Origin of the sequence: uncultured Flavonifractor sp., assembly GCF_944387675.1 — a bacterium.
In the GTDB taxonomy this organism is placed as follows: domain Bacteria; phylum Bacillota; class Clostridia; order Oscillospirales; family Oscillospiraceae; genus Flavonifractor.
Map to the genome: position 1 here is coordinate 1 of NZ_CALXFV010000153.1, position 3467 is coordinate 3467.

Below are 3467 nucleotides of genomic sequence, written 5' to 3' on the forward strand. Positions count from 1 at the left end.
GAGGAGGCCCGGCGGTGGTGGTCGATGACCGCCACCTTGTGCACCGCCTCCAGCAGGTCCTGGCTCACCACCTGCTCGGGGCGGTTGGTGTCCACCACCACCAGCAGGCAGTTGCTGTCGGCCATGAGAATGGCGTCCTGGGGGGAGACAAACACATCCTTGTACTCCGGCACCTGGGCCAGCCGGTCGCACATCTCGCTGGCGGGATTGACCCCCGGCTCCCGCACCACGTGGACGGGGGTCCCCTTCTTCCGGGCCATGGCGCACACGCCGGCGGCGGCGCCGATGCAGTCCAGGTCGGGGTACTTGTGGCCCATGACGAACACGGTGGAGGCGTCCGCCATCAGCTCCCCCAGGGCGTTGGCCATCACCCGGCTTTTCACCTTGGTGCGCTTTTCCAGCTCCTTGGTCCGCCCGCCGAAGAACTCGAAGTTGAACTTGTTTTTCACCACCACCTGGTCGCCGCCCCGGCTCAGGGCCATTTCCACCGACAGGGCGGCGTACTGGAACAGCTCCCCCAGGGTGTCCGCGTCCTTGCCGATACCGATGGACAGGGTGGCCTGGATGCCGGAGGGACTGGACACCTGGCGGACGCTGTCCAGCACGGCGTACTTCCCCTCCTGGAACTGGGCCAGGAATTTTTCCTCAAATAAAAACAGATAGCGGTCCCGCTCATACCGGCAGAACACCCCCTGGGCGGGGGCCACCCACTGGGCCAGCCGTTCGTCAATGCCGCTGCGCATGGCGGAGCGGGCGTTGTCGGTGGCCCCCTTCATCAGCTCCTCGTAGTTGTCCACCGTCAGAATGGCCACCACCGGGCGGCTGGCGTAAAACTCGTCCCGCACCTGGGAAAAGTCGGTCACATCCACCCAGTAGGTGGTGGCCAGGTAGCCCCGGGCGCCCTGCTCCTCCGTGCGTACCAAGTGGCCGTAGACCAGGAAGCGCCGCTCCCCAATGCGCACCTCGGTGGGACACTCGGTCTTCCCCTCCATCAGCCAGCGGGAGGAGAAATCGGGGACCGCCGCGGTGATCTTGGTGTCAAACAGGTGGTCCCGCTCCCCGGTGATCTGCAAAAACCGGTCGTTGGACCAGATCACCTCGTCGTTCTCCGGCCGGAAAATCACCATGGGCAGAGGGGCGTTCACCATGGTATCCTTGGTGGCGGAGTCCATGTTGCAGGTGACGTTTTCAATGTATTTCAGAATTTCCTTCTGCCGTACCGCGCTGCTGCGGCGGAAGTAGAGATAGAGAATCACCACCACCGCCAGCTCCGCCGCCGCCATGGGGACGGAGAACAGGGCGCTGAGCAGAGCAAACAGCAGCAAAAAGACAAAATACAGCCTGAAGCTGGGCTCCATCAGATGAGATAGTTTATTTTTCCGCATGAGACACCTCCCGGCGGCAATTTGCATCGTGACCCACAATAAGAGATTTTATTATAACAAAAAACCGGCCCAAATACAAGGGGCGTCCGCGGTCACGCGGACGCCCTTTTACTGCTCCGGCTCCACGGGTATCTCCCCGTGCTCCTTCTCGTACTGCTCCAGATAATACTCCACCGCCACGCACAGCTGCATATTGATGGAGCGCTTGTCCTTGGCTGCCAGCACTCGAATCTTCTGCATCACCTCATGGCTCAGCCGAAGAGAATACGGCGTCTCCTGCACGCCCATCCAACCGCCCCTTCCGTGTATCTATTTGTATCTAAATGATATCAGTCAGAGTTTCTTTTCTCAAAGAATTATATAGAGTTGATTTAAGTTATTAAGAGTGATATTATGACAGGTAGGAGGGGTGGCTATGCAGAAAAAGAACCAGACCATCACCATTCAGGTGACAGCGGAGGACAAGGAGATGTCCCAAAAGCTGGCCCGGCTGGAGTGCCGCTCGGTATCGGGCTATCTGCGCCAGCTTCTGCGCCGGGAAATCCGGCGGTAGGCAGGCGCGCCGCATACGCAGGAAAAAAGGACGCTGTGAATGGCTCACAGCGTCCTTTCCGGTATCCGGGATTACGCACCCACCACTTTGGCGCAGCGGGGACACAGCTCGGCGTGATGTCCCTCGGCGCCGATGTGCTCGTTGTGGTTCCAGCAGCGGGGACACTTGGGGGCCTGGGACAGCTCCACGGCGATGGTGCAGGGAATGAGGCAGTCCTCCATCTTTTCCCCCTCCACCGGGCCGGTGGTGACGGTGACCTTGGAGACGATGCACAGGCTGGCCAGATCCTCGCCGGCCAGGGCGGCGGCGTCCTCGGCGGACACGGAGAGGGTGATCTCGGTGTCCTGGGCCTTTTTGAACACCCCGGCATTGCGGGCGTTCTCCAGAGCCTTGTTGACGGCGTCCCGCAGGCTCATCAGCTTCTCCCACCGGACCTGGGCGGCGGCGTCCAGGGTGAAGGCGGCGTTGTCATCGGGCATATCGTTGAGGAGCACGCTCTCGGCGTCAACATCCTGAGCATGCTTCATGGCGTGCCAGATCTCGTCGGAGGTAAAGGCCAGGATGGGGGCGATAAGCCGGGTCATGCCGTCCAGGATGTGGTACAGGGCGGTCTGGGCGGAGCGGCGCTGGTCCTCCGCCCCGCAGTACAGCCGGTCCTTGATGATGTCCAGGTAGAAGTTGGACAGGTCCACCACGCAGAAGTTGTACACCGCCCGGTAGACGGCGTGGAACTCATACCTGTCGTAGGCGGCCCGGCAGGTCTTCACCAGCTCGTTGAAGGCGGACAGAGCGAACCGGTCCAGATCCATCAGCTCCGCCACCGGCACCTGATGGCTGTCCGGGTCGAAGTCGCACAGGTTGCCCAGCATGTACCGGGCGGTGTTGCGGATCTTCAGGTAGGCCTGGGAGAGCTGCTTCATAATGTCCTTGGAGATGCGCATGTCCTGGGTGTAGTCGGCGGAGGCCACCCACAGCCGCAGCATGTCGGCGCCGTACTCCTTGATGACCTCGTCGGGGGAGACGGCGTTGCCCAGGGATTTGTGCATGGCCTTGCCCTCTCCGTCCACCGTCCAGCCGTGGGTGGCGATCTGGTGGTAGGGAGCCACGCCGTTGACGGCGATGGAGGTGAGCATGCTCGACTGGAACCAGCCCCGGTACTGGTCGCCGCCCTCCAGGTAGAGGTCGGCGGGGTATTTCAGGTAGGGGCGTTCGGCGGCCACGGCGGCCCAGGTGGAGCCGGAGTCAAACCACACGTCCATGATGTCGGACTCCTTGGAGAAGTGGGCCTTGCCGCACTTGGGACACACGAAGCCCTGGGGCAGCAGGTCGGCAGGCTCCTTGTCAAACCAGATGTTGGAGCCGTGCTCCCGGAAGAGGGCCGCCACGTGGGCGATGGTCTCGGGAGTGACGATGTCCGCCCCGCAGTCGTCGCAGTAGAAGATGGGGATGGGGACGCCCCACACCCGCTGGCGGGAGATGCACCAGTCGGAGCGCTCGGAGATCATGGAGATCATCCGCTCCTTGCCCCA

4 protein-coding genes are annotated in these 3467 nt (G+C 62.2%); 1 reads left to right on the top strand and 3 read right to left on the bottom strand.

Going from position 1 to position 3467, the window contains the following annotated elements; all coding sequences use genetic code 11:
* Both Q0J74_RS10820 and Q0J74_RS10825 read right to left on the bottom strand, forming a co-directional pair.
* Window positions 1-1385, bottom strand: a 1385-nt coding sequence (locus tag Q0J74_RS10820; RefSeq protein WP_297214500.1) for a DHH family phosphoesterase, incomplete at its 3' end; no start/stop codon positions are given.
* 108 nt (window positions 1386-1493) lie between these two features.
* Window positions 1494-1625, bottom strand: coding sequence for a hypothetical protein (locus Q0J74_RS10825; RefSeq protein WP_297214501.1), 132 nt, complete (start codon window positions 1623-1625; stop codon window positions 1494-1496).
* Window positions 1626-1800: 175 nt separating this feature from the next.
* Here Q0J74_RS10825 and Q0J74_RS10830 point away from each other — a divergent pair, with 175 nt between their 5' ends.
* The gene (locus Q0J74_RS10830) at window positions 1801-1938 is read left to right on the top strand and encodes a hypothetical protein (protein WP_297214503.1); all 138 of its coding nucleotides are present in this window, start codon (window positions 1801-1803) and stop codon (window positions 1936-1938) included.
* Between the two features lie 71 nt (window positions 1939-2009).
* Here the strand turns inward: Q0J74_RS10830 and Q0J74_RS10835 are convergent.
* Window positions 2010-3467: class I tRNA ligase family protein (locus tag Q0J74_RS10835; RefSeq protein WP_297214505.1), on the bottom strand; the 1458-nt coding region annotated here is incomplete at its 5' end.

Coding starts and splice junctions, on each gene's coding strand:
- Q0J74_RS10830 (WP_297214503.1), top strand. CDS start 1,801: ATGCAGAAAAAGAACCAGACCATCACCATTCAGGTGACAGCGGAGGAC.
- Q0J74_RS10825 (WP_297214501.1), bottom strand. CDS start 1,625: ATGCAGAAGATTCGAGTGCTGGCAGCCAAGGACAAGCGCTCCATCAAT.